This is a genomic window from Dactylosporangium siamense, assembly GCF_016862795.1.
In the GTDB taxonomy this organism is placed as follows: Bacteria; Actinomycetota; Actinomycetes; order Mycobacteriales; family Micromonosporaceae; genus Dactylosporangium; species Dactylosporangium siamense.
In genome coordinates, this window is sequence record NZ_BONQ01000187.1 from 1 (window position 1) to 16220 (window position 16220).

Genomic DNA, 16220 nt, shown 5'->3' on the forward strand with positions numbered 1-16220 from the left:
CGTGGTCGCTGTTTCCACCGGGCTGGGGTGGATCTTCCCGGTGATCGAAGTCGCTTCATGGCTGGCTGGGTGGTCGGGCGGTCAGCACACGATTTTGGTCGCCGGTCATTGGCCCAAGGTTCGTGGGCGGTGGCAGTTGCGGCAACGCTGGCGGCGTGCGCCACGTGATCGAAGGATCGCGGCGGTCGTGTGGGCGGCCAGCGCGCGGCATCGATCATGGCGGAGGGCGGCCCAGGGCGACGCCAGGGCCGGCGCGCTGTACTTCGATCGAAGTTGGTTGGGTCGTGAGCGGGTGGTGCGGTCCTTTGATCGGTGCAGCGCATGATCGAAGCGGTGCCAGCTGGGTCGGCGTTTCGGGGCGCCGGATGGGTGATCTTCGGTGGGATCACACATTATCTATGTGTGTGATCGTTCCTTATCTATGTGGGTGCTTGGGTCAGGCGGGGCGGGGGGTCAGGGGGGTCAGGCGGCCCGGCAGGGATGAGCGCTGGTGGGGGACGCGGGGGGCGGCGGGGGAGCGCAGCAGGGCGGCCCGGAACGCGCCCGGCGCCTGGCCGGTCTCGCGGCCGAAGAAGCGCCCGAAGTTCGTCGGCTCGTCGAAGCCGAGCCGGCGGCCGACCTCGGCGACCGGTAGGTCGCTGGTGGCGAGGAGGCGCTTGGCCTCCAGGGCGATCCGCTCGTCGATGAGCTGTTTCGCGCTGCGGCCGGTCACCGCGAGGCTGGCCCTGGTGAGCGTGCGGACGGAGCAGCGCAGCGTCTCGGCGTAGTCCTCCACCCGGCGGTGGGTGAGGTCGCGTTCGATCTCGGTCCGCAGCAGTTCGATGAGGTTCGCGGCGGGGCCGGAGCGGGGCGGAGGTGCCAGGGCGACGATCCGCATGAGCAGGACCGCGACCTGGTGGGCGAGGAGGGTGCGGCTCAGGTGGCCGCCGTCGCTGCGGGCCCGGTCGACCGCGATCTGGGCGATCTCCGCGACGATCGCCTCCTCGTCCTCGCCGGCGGGTTGCCAGCAGGCCGGGGCGAACGGGTCCGCCACGAGCTGGACGGGCAGCGGCGGCAGGATCGACGGCGGGAAGGCCAGGACGGTCGCGTCGAAGCCCGCCTGGCCGCCGAACTGGTGGACCTGGCCCGGCCGCCCCCACAGCAGGGTGCCGGGGCGGCAGGCGTGGGTCACGAAGTCGAGCGTGTGGGTGCCCTGCCCGGTGCTGGCGAGGATGACGACGTGGTCGTGGGCCCGCTGCGGCGCCCGGTGGGCCGGCAGGTCGCTGAGCCGCGCCGCATCGACGGCCGCGGTCGGGGAAGGGCCGAGAAGCACCATGACCAGGCCGACTGTACCCAAACCCGGACCGGGCGGGAACCCTCAGGAAACGCTGATGCCCGCGACGGCCAGTTCCTCGAGGCGGACCCGCTCGAACGCGGCACCGATCTCGATGAGTTTGGCGTCGTCGACGGCGTCGCGCAGGGCGGGGAGCACGGTGGTCTCCTCCTCCTCGATGTGGTTGGCGACGGTGGCGATGAAGTCGTCCAGGCGGTCGGCGAACCCCTCGTCGTCGGGCCCCATCCGCTGCAGGTCGTGGAGCATCCGCTCGGCCTCGTGGTGCTCGTCGGCGCCGTGGTGTGCCTCGTCGGTGGATAGCGACGGGTACACCTGGAGTTCCTCGGCGTGGCTGTGCGCGGTGAGCCTTGCGGCGATCTCGTCGAGCAGCAGCTGCCGGTCGCCCGATCCGGCGCGCAGCCGCTCGAAGAGCTGCTCCATGACCCGGTGGTCATTCATGATCAGCGTGACGGCGTCGGATGCCATGACTCCCCCTGTCGTCGCGGTCACGTTCAGCGTGCACGCATACCCGGCGACAAGAGGTGCCAAACGGTCAAAACGCACCGCACGACGTGCGCGTGCGCGCCGGCCGTTCGATGATCGAGGCATGAGGTCGTGGCTGTATATCCCCGATATCCGAAATGTCGGAAAAAGCGAGGCGGACGCGCTCGTTGTCGACCTCGAACGCGCCGGCGACCCGGCCCGGGTGCGGTCGTGGATCGAGACCGTGGGCCGGCCGGCGGTCTGGGCGCGGATCACCAACGACGAGCCGGGCCGGCGCGCCGTGCGTGCCGTCGTCTCGCCCGCCCTGACCGGGATCTGCGTCGCCGCGGAGTCGGCCAACGAGCTGGCCGCCCTCGCCACCGTCCTCGCCGAGGCGGAGGAGGCGGTGGGCCTGCCGGTCGGCCGGATCGCGGTGATCCCGCGCCTGGAGTCCGCCGCCGCGGTGCTGCAGGCCGCCGAGATCGCCCGCGCCCCCAGGGTCGCCCGGCTCCAGCTCGCCGAGGGCCCGCTGATCCGCCGGCTCCGGGTCGAGCCGGGGCGGGACGAGCACGAGCTGCTGTGGGCCCGGTCGATGGTCGTGATCGGCGGCGCGGCCGCTTCGCTCGAGCCGCCGATTGCCGCGTCGTGCCCGGCCGGCACGGATTGTGAACCGTCCACCGAGGTGCTGCGACGGCTCGGCTTCCGTGGCCGGACCTGCCTTGACGAGGATCAGGTGCGGATCGCGAACAAGGTATTTGCAAACGCATCGGCATTGGCGTGAAATTGTGTGGTCAATGACAAGCATTAACCCTTTGTGCTGTCGACAATGCGTTGTGTAAGTATTTCGGTACCGTAAAAACCCGGAAACGTCGGCGTTGCGCCGGGCGTCCCCTGAGCGGCGAAATCCGGGCCCTTGGCAGCCGTTAGGGTCCGTATGGGTTCGTGTACACCGACCCAACGGATGAGGAAAAACGAGGCGTTCGGCGCTGCATCGCGGACGTCGGTATTGACACGGATCGGCCGAGCTGTGATTGTGCTCATCGTCATGCGCCTGCTTGTCAGGACTGACCCGTATTGTCAATCTCGGATGCCTGCGGGGACTCTTCGTGACCCAAAGCCAGAGCTCGTCGTCGCTGCCCGTCCCAAGGCAGGAGCGCGACCCTCGGCTGAGTCCCGATCGCCGCCCGACGCGACATGCCATCGCCGCCAGTGCCGCGCAGCAGCGCGACCCCGGCGGCCGGCGTGAGCGGCCGGGCCGGCGCATCATCGACCAGCTCCGGCTCATCGTTGCACTGCCGCTCGTCGCCGTCGTCGTGTTCGCCGGCATCGCCCTGGTGACCACCGTGCAGGACGTGAACCGCAGCCGGCAGCTGCAGGAGTACGCCGAGCTCGCCTCCGACGCGGGCGCCCTGGCCCACGCGTTGCAGCGCGAGCGGGCCGCGGCCGTCAACGTGCTGGTCAACCCGGCGCCGGCGCAGCTGGAGGCCTACTCGTCACAGGTGATGAGCACCGACGACAACGTCGACGCGTACCGCGACCGCCGCTCCGGCATCAGCGACGTGCCCGACGCCGTCCGCCGCGTCGACAGCAACCTCGACGCCCTGCCCAACCTGCGCGACCAGGTCCGCAAGGACGCCCGCGCGTCGGTGTCCGGTATCGCGTTCAGCTACCGCATCCTCATCGCCGACCTGCTGTCCTACCGGGAGTCGGTGGCCCGTTCCGGCGCCCCGACCGAGCTGGCCGACCAGATCCGTGCCGCGGCCGCGCTGTCCCGGGCGGCGGAGGCCCTCGGCCAGCAGCAGGCGGCCGTCCTGCGCGCCTACGCCGCCGGCGAGCTGACCCCCGCGCTCCAGCAGGAGATCACCGCGACGCGGACCAGCTTCGTCGAGGCCACGGTCCAGTTCAACGACCTCGCCCCGGTCGAGTGGCGCAGCTGGTTCGAGCAGGCCAGCACGGGTGAGCAGATCATCGCCGCCCAGCGGCTGCAGGACCAGGTCAACCGCGCCCGGCCCGGCGAGAAGTTCAACCTCGACACCAGCGGCTGGATCAACGCGATGTCCGGCTGGTCCGGCCTGCTGTTCGGGGTCCAGCAGAAGATCGACGACGCGGTCGTGGCCAAGGTCGGCGAACTGCGCGACGAGCAGGTGACCCAGGCCGGTGTCCAGATCGCCGGCGTCGCCCTCGTGCTGCTCATCGCCATCGTGCTGACCGGTGTCGTGGCCCGGCGGATCACCCGGCGCCTGCGCGCCCTGCACGACGCGGCCCGCGAGGTCGCCTACGACCAGCTGCCCGCGGTCGTCGCGGAGCTGCGGGCCGCCGCGCCCGGCACGGTCGACCCGGACGAGGTCGCGGACCGGGCCTCGGCGAAGCTCGTCGTCGGCGGCGCGGACGAGGTCGCCGACGTGGCCCAGGCGTTCCGGGCGGTCCACCGCGAGGCGGTCCGCATCGCCGGTGAGCAGGCCGTCATGCGCTCCAACGTCGCGGAGATCTTCGTCCACCTGTCCCGCCGCGAGCAGCGACTGGTCGACGCCGTGCTGGCCCAGGTCGACCGGGTCGAGCGCGACGAGACGGACCCGGACCGGCTGCAGGAGCTGTACCAGCTGGACCACCTCGCGACCCGGATGGCCCGGATCAACCTGAGCCTGCTCGTGCTGGGCGGCTCCGGCGCCGCCCGCGTCCGCCGCGAGGACGCCCCGATGGGCAAGGTCCTGCAGGCCGCGATCTCGCAGATCGAGCACTACACCCGGGTCCGCTTCGGCAGCGTCGACGACGACGTCGCGGTCGTGGCCGAGGCGGTCGACGAGATCGTGCACCTGCTCGCCGAGCTGCTGGACAACGCGACCGGTTACTCGCCGCCGGAGTCCGAGGTGTGGGTCACCGGCCGGGCCCTCGGTGACCGGATCATCCTGCAGATCGTCGACGAGGGCGTGGGTCTGGCGCCGTCGCGGCGCGAGCAGCTCAACCAGCTGCTCGCCCAGCCGCCCGCGATCGACATCGCCGCCGTGCGGGCCATGGGTCTGACCGTGGTCGGGCACATCGCGGCCCGGTACCAGATCCAGGTGCAGCTGCGGCCCGGCCAGCACGGCGGTACCCTCGCCGAGGTCGTCATCCCCAAGGACGTGTTCCGGCCGATCATGGCCGCGGAGCGCCAGCCGCAACTCGCGCCGTCCATCGTCGCGGGCCCGCCCGCCGGCTACAGCACGACTGCCGGCAACGGCAATGGCAACGGCGGCAACGGGGGTGCGCCGGCCCGCCCGGTCGCCGCGGAGCTGTTCACGCCCGCGCCGCGCACCGCACCGCCGAGCCTGTTCGACGTGCCGACCCAGGAGTACCGGGTCGCGTCGCCGAGCCCGACGGCCGAGTACACCCAGGACTATTCGCAGGACTACTCGCACGGTCAGGCGCAGACGCAGAGCTTCGCGGCCGTGCAGGACTACGCGCCGCCCCGCGACTACCGCACCGCCACGCCGATGCCACCGGGGCCGGGCGCCTGGCCGCCCCTGCCGGAGCCGGACGTGCCGTCGATCCTCGCCGACGCCGACGACTCGATCGAGCTGCCGATCTTCCAGTCGGTCAACGGCTGGTTCAAGACCACCGAGGTGCCGGTCGAGGTCGCCGTCCCGAGTGCGTACACCGTCGCCGCCGTCCCCGTCGCGGAGGAGCCCCCCAACTGGGAGTCCAGCGCCGATGAAGGCTGGCGCGCCGCTCAGCAGGCGGCCACGCCCGATGTCAGCTCGATGACCGCGTCGGGCCTGCCCGTCCGCGCACCGCAGCGGCATCTGGTCCCGGGCGCCGCCGTGCCGTCGCAGGTGGACCGTTCCACCACGCCGCGCCGCGACCCCAGCAAGGTCGCCGCGGCGATGTCCGCCTACGCCCGCGGTGTGGCCGGCCGACGGCCGGCCGGCGGCTCCTGAAGTACCAAGAACAGCAAGAGAGGACCATTTCTGTGACCGACCCGAGTAATCTCGGTTGGCTGCTGGACAACTTTGCGAGCCGCACCCCGGATGTCAGCCATGCGCTGGCGATCTCCACCGACGGGCTGGTCCTGGCCCATACCCGGGCACTGCCGCGCGACCGTGCCGACCAGCTGGCCGCCACCGGCAGCGGCCTGGTCGCGCTGCTCGCCGGCGCGGCGCGGTTCTTCGAGGCCGGCAACGTGGTCTCCAACGTGACCCAGCTCGACGGCGGCTTCATGTTCTGCATGGCGTTCAGCGACGGCGCGTCGCTGCTGGTGCTCGCCTCACCGCACGCCGACGTGGGCAAGGTGTCCTACGAGATGACCGAGCTGGCCAACCGGATCGGTGACGCGCTGTCCCCGACCGTGCGTGGGGCGCCGGCATGACGGCACCGGGACGCGGACGGCCCACCGCCGTCAAGATCATCATTGCCGGCGGGTTCGGGGCCGGCAAGACCACCCTCGTCGGGGCCATCTCGGAGATCCCGCCGGTGACGACCGAGGCCGTGATGACCGCGGCCAGCCTCGGGCACGACGACGCCACCCTCGTGCCGGACAAGGGCAGCACCACCGTCGCCATGGACTTCGGCCGGATCACGCTGTACCAGGACCTCGTGCTCTACCTGTTCGGCACGCCCGGGCAGAAGCGGTTCTGGTTCATGTGGGACGAGCTGTGCCGTGGCGCGATCGGCGCCGTGGTCATCGCCGACACGCGCCGGCTGGCGGACTGCTTCGGCGCGATCGACTTCTTCGACAACCGGCGGCTGCCGTACGTCATCGCGGTCAACCACTTCGAAGGCGCGGCCAAGTATCACCTCGAGGACGTCCGCGAGGCCCTGGCGGTCAGCCGGGGAGTCCCGATGATCAACGCCGATGTCCGGTCGCGCGCGTCCGCCAAGGAGATCCTGGTCGCCGTGACCGAACACGCGCTCGCACAGCGCACCGGCGGGCGTCGCTGAACCCTGCGCGAAACCCCCATTGAACCGTTTCACCAACCGCGAACGTACAGACACATAGGGGAGAACCATGCAACGACGATCGCTGGTCAGTGCGGCACTTGCCGCCGGGCTGCTGTTCGCAGCCGCCGGCTGCGCCGATTCCGACCCGAAGAGCACCAGCGGCGCCGCCGCGTCCACCCTGAAGATCGGCTTCCTCGGCTCGCTCACCGGCACCTACCAGGCGGTCGGCACCGATCTGAAGAGCGGCTTCGAGCTGTACCTGGCGACGCACGACAACAAGCTCGGCGGCCACCCGATCGACCTGAAGATCGCCGATGAGGGCGACGGCGCCCCGACCGCGGTGCCCGCGGCGACGAAGCTCATCAAGGACGACAAGGTCGTCGCGCTGACCGGCATCGTCGGCGGTGGCTCGGTCGCGGCCGTCGCGCCGCTGCTCGCCGAGGCGAAGATCCCGCTGATCGGCTCCAACGGCCGGCCGGAGCTCAAGGACCTCAGCGGCGTGTGGACGACCAGCTTCATGTCCACCGACACGGGCCAGTCCATCGCGCAGTACATCAAGGACAAGGTCAACGGCCCGGTCTACGCGATCGGCCCGGACTACCAGGGCGGTTACGACCAGGTCGGCGGCTTCACCACCGAGTTCCTGAAGCTCGGCGGCACGCTCGTCAACGGCAAGGCAACGTTCACGCCGTTCCCGACGACGACGAACTTCCTGCCGTTCTTCTCGCAGATCAAGGCGAGCAACGCCAAGGCCGTGTACACGTTCTACGCCGGCAAGGCCGCGATCGACTTCGTGAAGCAGTACGCCCAGTCCGACGCCAAGGACATCCCGCTGTACTCCGCGGGCTTCCTCACCGAGGGCTCGGTGCTGCAGGCCCAGGGTGACGCCGCGAAGAACATCCTGAACGTCTGCAACTACTCGCCCGACCTCGACAACGAGGAGAACCGCAAGTTCGTCGCCGCCTGGAAGCAGAAGCACCCGGACGCGACGCCGACCACGTACGCGATGGCGTCCTACGACGCGGCCGCGGTCCTGGACCGCGCGATCGCGGCGGCCGGCGAGAACCCGACCCCCGAGTCGATCAACGCGGCCGTCGGCAAGCTCGGCCAGATCCCCTCGCCGCGCGGCAACTGGCAGTTCGGTCCGAAGACCCACTCGCCGATCCAGAAGTGGTACCTGCGGCAGGTCCGCAACGACGGCCGGGCCCTCGCCAACGTCATGGTGCAGGACCTCGCGACGGTCGGTGCCTGACCGAGTTGGACGCGTACCTGATCCCGGCGGTCGACGGCGTGGGCTACGGCCTGCTGCTGTTCGTCGTCGCCGCCGGGCTCACCCTCGCCTTCGGCGTCGGTGACGTGCTCAACCTCGCCCACGGCACGCTGTTCGCCTTCGGCGCCTACGCGGCGGCGAAGGTCAGCGACGGCACGTGGCTCTCGCTCGCGCTCGCGGTGCTGGTCGGCACCGCGGCCGCGGCGGCGGGCGGCGCGGTGCTGTCGGCGCTGCTGGTGCCGCTCGCCGGGCGGGGTCACCTGGCCCAGGCGCTGCTGACGTTCGGCGTGGCGCTCGTCGTCGGCGACCTGCTCGTCGGGCTGTTCGGCCCCGACGAGCTGCCGGTCAAGGTCCCGGCGCTCCTGGACCGGCCGGTCGACATCGCCGGCCACTCCTACCCCGGCTACCGCCTGGCCTTCATCGGCGTCGCGGCGCTGATCGCGGTCGTGCTGTACGTCGTCGTCGCCCGGACCCGGGTCGGCAGCCTCGTGCGGGCCACCGTCGACGACCGCGACATGGTCGCCACGCTGGGCGTCAACCCGTTCATGGTGCGCACCGGGGTCCTCGCGGCCGGCGGCGCGCTCGCCGGGCTCGCCGGCGCGCTCGGCGCCCCGATCATCGGGCCCGGGCCGCGCACCGCGGACCTCGTGCTCATGCTGTCGCTGGTCGTGGTGGTGCTGGGCGGGCTCGGCTCGATCGGCGGCGCGTTCGTCGCCGCGATCGCGGTCGGCGAGATCCAGACCATCGGGGTCACCTCCGAGGTGACCCAGGACTTCGCCCCGTTCCTGCTGTTCGGCGCGATGGCCGTCGTGCTGTCCGCCCGGGCCCGTGGCCTGCTGACGTCCCGCCGGAGCGCGGCATGAGCATCCTGAGACGGCTGACGCCGCTGGGTTTCCCGGCGCTGATCGTGGTGCTCCTGCCGATGGCGTGGGTACTGGACGACTACGCCACGAAGACCCTCACCAGCATCCTCGTCCTCGGGCTGCTCGCCGCCAGCGTCGCGCTGCTCACCGGCGTCGCGGGCCTGCCGACGCTCGGGCAGACCGCGCCGTATCTCGTCGGGGCCTACACCGCCGCGACCCTGGTCCGTCACGACGTCTCGATCGGCGTCGTGCAGCTGCTCGCGGCGGCCGCGGCGGGGGCGCTGTTCTCCCTGGTCACCGCGCCGCTCGTGGTCTACGCCCGCGGCGTCGTGGTGCTCATGATCACCCTCGCGCTCGGCGAGCTGACCATGACCGTCGCGGGGCGGTGGAAGTCGGTGACCCACGGCACCGACGGTCTGCTCGCCTTCGCCGCGCCGGCGCCGCTGCCGGGTCTGGTCACGCTGGACACCGACCGGGCCACCTACCTCTACGTCCTCACCGTCGTCGCGGTGCTGGTCGGCGTCATGCTGCTGGTGCTGCGCTCACCGGCCGGCGCGCTGCTGCGCGCCGCGCGGGACGGCGAGGCCCGGATGCGGGCCAGCGGGCATCCCGTCGCCGGATACCTCACCGTCGCCTACGTGGCCGCCGGTGGCCTCGCCGGGGCGGCCGGCTCGCTGCTGGTCACCGTCGAGCGATACGTCTCGCCCGGCGCCGGCGGCTTCGACATCTCCGCGCTCGTCCTGCTCGCGGTCGTGATCGGCGGCGCCACCTCGCTCGTCGGCGCGCTGCTCGGCGCCGGCCTCGTCGTCGCGACCCGCGACTGGATCGCGAGTCGCGACTGGTTCGGCGGGTCCATGGCCGGGCACGCGCCGCTGGTGCTCGGCGGTCTGTTCATCCTCTGCGTCTACCTCCTGCCCCGTGGCCTGCTAGGAAAGCGGACGGCACATGAGTGACCTGCTTGCCGTCGACGGACTCGGCCGGCGGTACGGTGACCTCGCCGCGCTGGACGGGGTCGACCTGCGGGTGGCGCCCGGCGACCGGCTCGGGCTGATCGGCCCCAACGGCGCCGGCAAGTCCACGCTGCTCAACCTCATCGCCGGGTCGTTGCGGCCGACGGCGGGCCGGATCCGCTTCGACGGCCGCGACGTCACCCGGCTCGCCCCGGCCCGCCGGGCGCGGCTCGGCATCGGCCGCACCCACCAGCACCCGGCGGTCTGGGCGAGCCTGCCCGCCCTGGACAACGTGCTCGTCGCCGCCCGCCTGCCGTGGGGACGGTTCCGCGCCGGTCGCCGCGCCAAGCCCCGTGAGCACGCCCGGGAGCTGCTGGCCGGGGTCGGGCTGACCGGGGTGGAGCAGACCCTGGCGGGTGCGCTGTCGCACGGCCAGCGCCGCCAGCTGGAGCTGGCGATGGCCCTGGCCGGGGAGCCGCGCCTGCTGCTGCTCGACGAGCCCGCCGCGGGCCTCGCCCCGCCGGAGGTCGAGGTCCTCGCGTCGCTGCTGGCGTCGCTGCCGCTCACCGTCGCGATCCTGCTGGTCGAGCACCACCTCGACCTGGTCTACGGCTTCGCCGACCGGATCACCGTCCTGCACTCGGGGCGCCACGTGCACACCGGCACCGTCCCGGAGACCCGCTCCTCGCCCGAGGTCGCGGCAGCCTACGCGGGGGTCGCGCCATGACGCTCACCATCGACGGCGTGCACGCCGGCTACGGCGGCGGCACCGTCCTGCACGGCGTCGACCTGGTCGTGCCCGAGGGTGCGGCCCTGGCGGTGCTCGGCATGAACGGCGCCGGCAAGACCACCCTGGTGCACACCATCGCCGGCCTGGTGAAGGCCCGTTCGGGCAGCATCCGGCTGGGCGACGCGGAGCTGGCCACTGAGCTGGCCGGGCGGCCGGCGCACCGGATCGCCAGGGCCGGTGTCGCGCTGGTGCCGCAGGGCCGCCGGGTGTTCGCCAGCCTGACCGTCGCCGAGCACCTCGCGCTGTCGCGGCGCAAGGGCGACTGGACCGTGCCGCGGATCCTGGAGCTGCTGCCGCGGCTCGGGGAGCGGCTCACCCACAAGGGCAACCAGCTCTCCGGCGGCGAGGCCCAGATGCTCGCGATCGCCCGGGCGCTGCTGACCCAGCCGCGGCTGCTGCTGCTCGACGAGCCGTGCGAAGGGCTCGCCGTCGACCTGGCGGCCAGGGTCCGGGGGGTCGTGGCGGAGCTGACCCGCACCGGGCTGACCGTGCTGCTGGTCGAACAGCAGCCCGAACACGCCCGCGCGGTCACCGACCGGCTCGTCCACCTGGCCAACGGCGTCCTGAGCGCCAACGACGTCCTGAGCGCCACCGCGGACGACGGCGCTACTGCGGACGACGGAGCCACTGCTGCCGTGCTGCCGCAGGGTCAACCCCAGTAACAACCGTAAACGCCTCACGTGCACCCGCCACCCTGCCGAACAGGCGGGTATGGCAGGACTCAGGGGACGCCCCGCACCGTGGCAGATCTGGATCGGGTGCGGGGCGCTCATGATCGCCGTGTACTACATGTTCCCGCTCGGGGGGATCCAGCGCGGCTTTCTCTACCCGGCCCTGTCGGCGTCGTGCACGCTCATGGTCGTCGCCGGGATCCGGCGCAACCACCCCGTCCGGCCGTCGGTCTGGTACTGCGTCGCGGCCGGGCTCGGCATGTGGTCGACCGGCGACTTCGTCTTCGCCTACCTGTACTACGTCCGCGGCGAGGAGGCGTTCCCGTCCTACGCCGACGCCTTCTACCTCGCCGCGATCCCCGTCCTCGCGACGGGCGTGTTCATCCTGATCAAGGGGCGGGTCTCCGGCCGGGACCGCGCCGGGCTGCAGGACGCGCTCATCATCTCCACCGGCCTGGCGCTGCTGACCTGGACGTTCATGATGCGCCCGATCGCCGAGGACCACTCGATCAGCGTGCTGGCCAGGCTGGTGTCGCTCGGCGCGCCGGCCGGGGACCTGCTGCTCATCTCGATGCTGCTGCGCCTGCTGGCCAGCCCCGGCGGCCGCAGCGCGAGCTACCGGTTCCTGATCGGCGGGTTCGCCTTCACGCTCGGCACCGACGTGCTCTACAGCGTCGTCAACACCATCGCCGTCTACGAGGGCGGCGCCATGGACGCCGGCTGGATGGCCTCCTACGTCATGTTCGGCGCCGCCGCGCTGCACCCGTCGATGCGGTCGCTGTCGGAGGTCGCGCCGGACCGCGCGGAACGCTTCCACAAACAGCGCATCGGCGTGCTCGCCACCACGTCGCTGCTGGCCCCGGCGATGCTCGTCTACGACGGGCTCACCGACCCGGCCCACGTCGACTGGAAGGCCATCAGCGCCGGCTCGGTCGTGCTGTTCCTGCTGGTCGTGGCCAGGATGTCCGGTCTGGTGGCGCAGGTGCGCGACCAGGCCGCCCAGCTCGACGCCCTCGCGCACAACGACGGCCTGACCGGCGTGCCCAACCGCCGGTCCTGGGACCTGGAGCTGCACCGGGAGACCACGAAGGCGCGCCGTAGCGGCGCGGAGGTCTGCGTGGCGCTGCTGGACCTCGACCACTTCAAGCGGTTCAACGACACCCACGGCCATCAGGCCGGCGACCGGCTGCTCAAGGAGGCCTCGGCCGCGTGGCGGTCGCTGCTGCGCCCGGGCGACGTCCTGGCCCGCTACGGCGGCGAGGAGTTCGGGGTGATCCTGGTCGGCGCGTCCCCGCCGGAGGCGATGCACGTCCTGGACCGGCTGCGCGCGGTCACCCCGCAGGGGCAGACGTTCTCCGCCGGCCTGGTCCGGTGGGACGGGGTCGAGGCGGCGGACGAGGTCGTCGGGCGCGCCGACGAGGCGCTCTACCACGCCAAACACAACGGCCGGAACCGTGTTCACCTGGCCGACCCGATCCGGACGACCAGGGACACCAAGATTCTCGCGTGAACTTCGTTTCGGCGTTGTTGCAAGCTCTTGGCAACAACGCCCGATCGGCAATAGGCTCCATGGCATGCCTGCGGTAGCCATGCACATCTCCAACGGGATCATCGACAACCAGGTCGCGTTGCTGTTCGCCGCCATCGCCCTGGCGGGGCTCGGCCTGTGCTTCGTCCAGGGGCGCCGCGAGCTCGACGACCGGCTCGTGCCGATGGCCGGCCTGGTCGCGGCGTTCATCTTCGCCGTGCAGATGCTCAACTTCCAGGTCCTGCCCGGGGTCAGCGGCCACCTGCTGGGCGGCACCCTCGCCGCCATCCTCGTTGGGCCCTACCTGGGCGCGATCTGCGTGTCGATCGTCCTCGTCGTCCAGGCGCTGATCTTCAGCGACGGCGGCGTCACCGCACTCGGGCTGAACGTCACCAACATGGCGCTGCTCGGCACCGCCGCCGGCTACCTGCTCGTCGCGACCCTGCTGCGGGTCCTGCCCCGGCGCGCCTGGACGCTGACGGTGGCCGCCGTCATCGCCTCCGTCGTGTCGGTGACCGTCGCCTCGCAGGGCTTCGTCCTGCAGTACTACCTGGGCGGCGCCGTCGACGTCGGCCGCTCCCTCGGCGCGATCGCCGCCGCGATGGCCGGCACGCACCTGCTGATCGGCCTCGGCGAGGGCGTCATCACCGCGCTCACCGTCACCTACGTGGCGAAGGTCCGGCCCGACCTCGTCTACGCGGTGCGCAACCTCAAGCGTCCGGTCGTCAGCGAGGCGGTGACGGTATGAAGAAGTCGACCTGGTTCATCCTCAGCGGGCTGATCGCCGCGCTGCTGCTCGCCGGCGTGGTCAGCAACTTCGCCTCCAGTCATCCCGACGGCCTCGACTCGGTCGCCCGCGAGGGCTGCACCTTCGACGCCGACGACAACATCACCGGCGGCACCTGCATGGCGCAGAGCGAGGCCGAGAACCAGACCAAGGACAGCCCCCTGGCCGGATACGGGCTGCGCGGCGTCGGCAACGACGTCCTGTCCACCGGCCTGTCCGGGGTGATCGGGGTGGTCGCCACGTTCGCGATCGGCGGCGGCGTCTTCTGGCTGCTGCGCGCCGGCACCAGGGACCGCACGAAGCAGAACGCCTGACATGGGCGCCGGCCACAGCCACGCGCTGTTCGTGCACCGCGACTCGCCGGTGCACGCGCTCGCGCCCGAGGTGAAGATCACCGCCAGCGTCCTGTTCACCGTCGCGGTCGTCGCGACGCCGCGCGAGGCGTTGTGGGCGTTCGGCGGCTACCTCGTGGTCATCGTCGCGGTGGCGTTCACCGCCCGCATCGGGCTGGGCTGGCTCGCGCTGCGGTCCCTGATCGAGCTGCCGTTCATCCTGTTCGCGTTCGCGCTGCCCTTCCTCGGCCACGGCGAGCGGGTGCACTGGCTCGGGCTGAGCCTGTCGGTCGACGGGCTCTACGGCGCGTGGAACATCGTCGCCAAGGGCACCCTCGGCGTGCTGTCCTCGCTGCTGCTCGCCGGCACGACCACCCCCCGTGACCTGCTGCTCGGCCTGGACCGGCTGCGCTGCCCGACGATGATCACACAGATCGCCACGTTCATGCTGCGATACCTCGACGTGCTGGCCGCCGAGGGCCGCCGGATGCGGATCGCGCAGCGCTCACGCGGCTACGACCCCCGCTTCCTGTGGCAGATCAAGGGCTTCGCCAGCGGCATCGGCGCCCTGTTCCTGCGCGCCTTCGAACGCGGCGAACGCGTCTACCTGGCGATGGTCTCGCGGGGCTACGAGGGACGGATCCCCCTGTCGCTGGCCGGTGCCGGCGCGACCGCCCGGCAGTGGGCCGCCGCCGCGCCGGTGCCCGTCGTGGCCGGCGCGATCGCGACGGTAGCGTTACTCGGGTGACGCCATCCCTGCGGGTGACCGGCCTGCACTTCGCCTACCCGGACGGGCACGTGGCGCTGCGCGGCGTCGACCTCACCGTGCCGCAGGGGGAGCGGGTCGCCCTGCTCGGGCCCAACGGCGCCGGCAAGACCACGTTCGTGCTGCACCTCAACGGCATCAACACGGCCACCGGCGGCGGTGTCGAGGTCGGCGGTCTCGCCGTCGACCCCCGCGACCGGACCGGGTTGAAGGAGGTCCGCCGCCGCGTCGGGATCGTCTTCCAGGACCCCGACGACCAGCTGTTCATGCCGACCGTCGCGGAGGACGTCGCGTTCGGCCCGGCGAACCTGGGCCTGCGCGGGGCCGAGCTGGCCGAGCGGGTCGACGAGGCCCTCGCCGCGGTCGGGATGGGTGCCGTCCGGGACCGGGCCCCGCACCACCTGTCCTTCGGTCAGCGCCGCCGCGTCGCCGTCGCCACCGTGCTCGCCATGCGGCCCGAGATCCTGGTGCTGGACGAACCGTCCTCCAACCTGGACCCCGCCTCCCGGCGGGAGCTCGCCGGGATCCTGCGGTCGCTGCCGGTCACGCTGCTGATGGTGACCCACGACCTGCCCTACGCGCTGGAGCTGTGCCCGCGGGCCGTCATCCTCGACGAGGGCCGGATCGTCGCCGACGGCCCCACCCGCGAGCTCCTGGCCGACGCTGACCTGCTCGAACGGCACAGGCTGGAGCTGCCGTTCGGGTATACCGTGACGGCATGACCGAGTCCGCGCGCTGGACCCGCGTGGATGACGGGCGGTTCCAGGTGGACCTGCTCACCGCCGACTACCAGCGGCACGCGTTCACCCGGCACAGCCACTCCACCTTCGCGATCGGCGTGGTCCTCTGCGGCGAGGAGCAGTTCCACTACCGGGGCGAGCTGCACCGCGCCGGCGTCGGCAGCCTCGCGATCCTGGAGCCCGACGAGCCGCACGACGGGCAGGCCGCCGACCCGAACGGCTGGGCGTACCGGGTCTTCTACCCGCCCGCCGACCTGCTCTTCGAGGACGGGCCGAGGGCACACTTCGCCGACCCGGTGGTCCACGACCCGCGCAGCGTGCACCTGATCCGCTCGGCGCACGAGGAGCTGACCGCCGGCGCCGACCCGTTCGCCGCGCACTCGAAGCTGGCGTGGGCGATGACCGCGGTGGCCCGCCGCCACGGAGACGGGCGCCCCGCCGGGCCGGTCCTGTCACCGCGGGACGCGGCCGCGGCACGGAAGATCGCCGAGATCCGGGACCGGCTCACGGCCGACCTGCGGTGCGCGCCGAGCCTCCGCGAGCTCGCCGCCGGGGTCGAGCTGTCCCCGTTCCACCTGCTGCGGGTCTTCCGCGACGCGACCGGCTTCCCCCCGCACACCTGGCTGGTCCTGGAGCGGGTCTGCCGGGCCCGGCACCTGCTCGCCGCCGGACTGACCCCGGCCCAGGTCGCCAGCGGCGTCGGCTTCGCCGACCAGGCCCACCTCACCCGCTGGTTCAAGCGCGTGACCGGCGTCACCCCGGCCGCATTCCGCAACTCCGTTCAAGACCCGGTGCGCCCCGCGGCGTGACGCTG

Annotated in this window: 18 protein-coding genes; 16 read left to right on the forward strand and 2 right to left on the reverse strand. The window is 72.1% G+C overall.

Going from position 1 to position 16220, the window contains the following annotated elements; genetic code table 11:
- Window positions 1–325 (forward strand): hypothetical protein (locus tag Dsi01nite_RS53855; protein WP_203854299.1); only part of this gene is annotated, 325 nt, incomplete at its 5' end.
- A 111-nt stretch (window positions 326–436) separates the two neighbouring features.
- Here the strand turns inward: Dsi01nite_RS53855 and Dsi01nite_RS53860 are convergent.
- A complete protein-coding gene (locus tag Dsi01nite_RS53860; RefSeq protein WP_203854300.1) occupies window positions 437–1315 on the reverse strand; it encodes a helix-turn-helix domain-containing protein in 879 nt (292 codons plus the stop codon).
- A 42-nt stretch (window positions 1316–1357) separates the two neighbouring features.
- Complete coding sequence (locus Dsi01nite_RS53865) at window positions 1358–1798, reverse strand: hemerythrin domain-containing protein (protein ID WP_203854301.1); 441 nt, start codon at window positions 1796–1798, stop codon at window positions 1358–1360.
- A gap of 121 nt (window positions 1799–1919) precedes the next feature.
- Between Dsi01nite_RS53865 and Dsi01nite_RS53870 the strand changes: the two genes are divergently transcribed.
- From Dsi01nite_RS53870 to Dsi01nite_RS53940, 15 genes are all read left to right on the forward strand, one after another.
- Window positions 1920–2576 carry an aldolase/citrate lyase family protein gene (locus Dsi01nite_RS53870; protein WP_203854302.1) on the forward strand — a complete coding sequence of 219 codons (657 nt, stop codon included), beginning with the start codon at window positions 1920–1922 and terminating at the stop codon, window positions 2574–2576.
- Window positions 2577–2901: 325 nt separating this feature from the next.
- Window positions 2902–5709, forward strand: a complete 2808-nt coding sequence (locus Dsi01nite_RS53875) for a sensor histidine kinase (RefSeq protein ID WP_203854303.1) — start codon at window positions 2902–2904, stop codon at window positions 5707–5709.
- A gap of 32 nt (window positions 5710–5741) precedes the next feature.
- Window positions 5742–6137 carry a roadblock/LC7 domain-containing protein gene (locus tag Dsi01nite_RS53880; protein ID WP_203854304.1) on the forward strand — a complete coding sequence of 132 codons (396 nt, stop codon included), beginning with the start codon at window positions 5742–5744 and terminating at the stop codon, window positions 6135–6137.
- Window positions 6134–6709, forward strand: a complete 576-nt coding sequence (locus Dsi01nite_RS53885) for a GTP-binding protein (RefSeq protein WP_203854305.1) — start codon at window positions 6134–6136, stop codon at window positions 6707–6709. The genes Dsi01nite_RS53880 and Dsi01nite_RS53885 overlap by 4 nt, the downstream gene beginning before the upstream one ends.
- Window positions 6710–6776: 67 nt before the next feature.
- Window positions 6777–7961 carry an ABC transporter substrate-binding protein gene (locus tag Dsi01nite_RS53890; RefSeq protein WP_203854306.1) on the forward strand — a complete coding sequence of 395 codons (1185 nt, stop codon included), beginning with the start codon at window positions 6777–6779 and terminating at the stop codon, window positions 7959–7961.
- A 5-nt stretch (window positions 7962–7966) separates the two neighbouring features.
- Window positions 7967–8842 (forward strand): branched-chain amino acid ABC transporter permease, encoded by an 876-nt coding sequence (locus Dsi01nite_RS53895; protein ID WP_239137174.1) that lies wholly within the window; start codon window positions 7967–7969, stop codon window positions 8840–8842.
- The gene (locus Dsi01nite_RS53900) at window positions 8839–9795 is read left to right on the forward strand and encodes a branched-chain amino acid ABC transporter permease (protein ID WP_203854307.1); all 957 of its coding nucleotides are present in this window, start codon (window positions 8839–8841) and stop codon (window positions 9793–9795) included. The genes Dsi01nite_RS53895 and Dsi01nite_RS53900 overlap by 4 nt, the downstream gene beginning before the upstream one ends.
- The gene (locus Dsi01nite_RS53905; RefSeq protein WP_203854308.1) at window positions 9788–10519 is read left to right on the forward strand and encodes an ABC transporter ATP-binding protein; all 732 of its coding nucleotides are present in this window, start codon (window positions 9788–9790) and stop codon (window positions 10517–10519) included. The genes Dsi01nite_RS53900 and Dsi01nite_RS53905 overlap by 8 nt, the downstream gene beginning before the upstream one ends.
- A complete protein-coding gene (locus Dsi01nite_RS53910; protein ID WP_203854309.1) occupies window positions 10516–11244 on the forward strand; it encodes an ABC transporter ATP-binding protein in 729 nt (242 codons plus the stop codon). The genes Dsi01nite_RS53905 and Dsi01nite_RS53910 overlap by 4 nt, the downstream gene beginning before the upstream one ends.
- Window positions 11245–11293: 49 nt before the next feature.
- On the forward strand, window positions 11294–12763 hold the full coding sequence (locus tag Dsi01nite_RS53915) for a GGDEF domain-containing protein (protein ID WP_203854310.1): 1470 nt from the start codon (window positions 11294–11296) through the stop codon (window positions 12761–12763).
- A 64-nt stretch (window positions 12764–12827) separates the two neighbouring features.
- Window positions 12828–13529 (forward strand): energy-coupling factor ABC transporter permease, encoded by a 702-nt coding sequence (locus Dsi01nite_RS53920; protein ID WP_203854311.1) that lies wholly within the window; start codon window positions 12828–12830, stop codon window positions 13527–13529.
- Complete coding sequence (locus Dsi01nite_RS53925) at window positions 13526–13882, forward strand: PDGLE domain-containing protein (RefSeq protein ID WP_203854312.1); 357 nt, start codon at window positions 13526–13528, stop codon at window positions 13880–13882. The genes Dsi01nite_RS53920 and Dsi01nite_RS53925 overlap by 4 nt, the downstream gene beginning before the upstream one ends.
- A 1-nt stretch (window position 13883) precedes the next feature.
- The gene (gene cbiQ, locus Dsi01nite_RS53930; RefSeq protein ID WP_203854313.1) at window positions 13884–14648 is read left to right on the forward strand and encodes a cobalt ECF transporter T component CbiQ; all 765 of its coding nucleotides are present in this window, start codon (window positions 13884–13886) and stop codon (window positions 14646–14648) included.
- Window positions 14645–15388, forward strand: a complete 744-nt coding sequence (locus Dsi01nite_RS53935) for an energy-coupling factor ABC transporter ATP-binding protein (RefSeq protein ID WP_203854314.1) — start codon at window positions 14645–14647, stop codon at window positions 15386–15388. The genes cbiQ and Dsi01nite_RS53935 overlap by 4 nt, the downstream gene beginning before the upstream one ends.
- A complete protein-coding gene (locus Dsi01nite_RS53940; RefSeq protein WP_203854315.1) occupies window positions 15385–16215 on the forward strand; it encodes an AraC family transcriptional regulator in 831 nt (276 codons plus the stop codon). The genes Dsi01nite_RS53935 and Dsi01nite_RS53940 overlap by 4 nt, the downstream gene beginning before the upstream one ends.
- Window positions 16216–16220: the final 5 nt, after the last annotated feature.

Excerpts from the sequence above, each read along its gene's own strand:
- Dsi01nite_RS53900 (WP_203854307.1), top strand. The coding sequence starts at position 8,839 with ATGAGCATCCTGAGACGGCTGACGCCGCTGGGTTTCCCGGCGCTGATC.
- Dsi01nite_RS53915 (WP_203854310.1), top strand. The coding sequence starts at position 11,294 with ATGGCAGGACTCAGGGGACGCCCCGCACCGTGGCAGATCTGGATCGGG.
- Dsi01nite_RS53925 (WP_203854312.1), top strand. The coding sequence starts at position 13,526 with ATGAAGAAGTCGACCTGGTTCATCCTCAGCGGGCTGATCGCCGCGCTG.
- Dsi01nite_RS53860 (WP_203854300.1), bottom strand. The coding sequence starts at position 1,315 with ATGGTGCTTCTCGGCCCTTCCCCGACCGCGGCCGTCGATGCGGCGCGG.
- Dsi01nite_RS53905 (WP_203854308.1), top strand. The coding sequence starts at position 9,788 with ATGAGTGACCTGCTTGCCGTCGACGGACTCGGCCGGCGGTACGGTGAC.
- Dsi01nite_RS53910 (WP_203854309.1), top strand. The coding sequence starts at position 10,516 with ATGACGCTCACCATCGACGGCGTGCACGCCGGCTACGGCGGCGGCACC.
- cbiQ (WP_203854313.1), top strand. The coding sequence starts at position 13,884 with ATGGGCGCCGGCCACAGCCACGCGCTGTTCGTGCACCGCGACTCGCCG.
- Dsi01nite_RS53940 (WP_203854315.1), top strand. The coding sequence starts at position 15,385 with ATGACCGAGTCCGCGCGCTGGACCCGCGTGGATGACGGGCGGTTCCAG.
- Dsi01nite_RS53885 (WP_203854305.1), top strand. The coding sequence starts at position 6,134 with ATGACGGCACCGGGACGCGGACGGCCCACCGCCGTCAAGATCATCATT.
- Dsi01nite_RS53865 (WP_203854301.1), bottom strand. The coding sequence starts at position 1,798 with ATGGCATCCGACGCCGTCACGCTGATCATGAATGACCACCGGGTCATG.
- Dsi01nite_RS53920 (WP_203854311.1), top strand. The coding sequence starts at position 12,828 with ATGCCTGCGGTAGCCATGCACATCTCCAACGGGATCATCGACAACCAG.
- Dsi01nite_RS53870 (WP_203854302.1), top strand. The coding sequence starts at position 1,920 with ATGAGGTCGTGGCTGTATATCCCCGATATCCGAAATGTCGGAAAAAGC.
- Dsi01nite_RS53890 (WP_203854306.1), top strand. The coding sequence starts at position 6,777 with ATGCAACGACGATCGCTGGTCAGTGCGGCACTTGCCGCCGGGCTGCTG.